Source organism: Nocardioides abyssi (assembly GCF_030412915.1).
In the GTDB taxonomy this organism is placed as follows: Bacteria; Actinomycetota; Actinomycetes; order Propionibacteriales; family Nocardioidaceae; genus Nocardioides; species Nocardioides abyssi.
This window is the reverse complement of the sequence record NZ_JAUHJR010000150.1, coordinates 1-279: the sequence shown is the minus strand read 5'-3', so window position 1 is coordinate 279 and position 279 is coordinate 1. Positions and strand designations below refer to the sequence as shown.

General features: G+C 48.0%; 1 protein-coding gene. It reads left to right on the top strand.

All coding sequences use genetic code 11. From position 1 onward, the window contains the following. The coding region (locus QWY29_RS20280) for a hypothetical protein (protein WP_300963036.1) at positions 1 to 279 on the top strand (279 nt) is incomplete at both ends.

Genomic DNA, 279 nt, shown 5'->3' with positions numbered 1-279 from the left:
CATCGATGTTCTCGAGAAATTGAAGGATGGTGCCAACGCCGACGGCAAAGCCGTTCTTGACTGCATTGCTGCGGAACAAGACAAGACCGATGCGGCTTTTGAGAAAACCGCAACAGACCTTGGAACTTGCATTGCTGGAGAAAACGACCTTTTTATCGCTGCTGCTAAAGATTTGCTGAGCCAACTCGATACCTTGGTGAGTGATGTTCAAGCTCCATTGACTAGCTTAATCGCTTGTTCTAATGACGAAGCCTTATGTCTTTTGACGTTCGGTGGCGC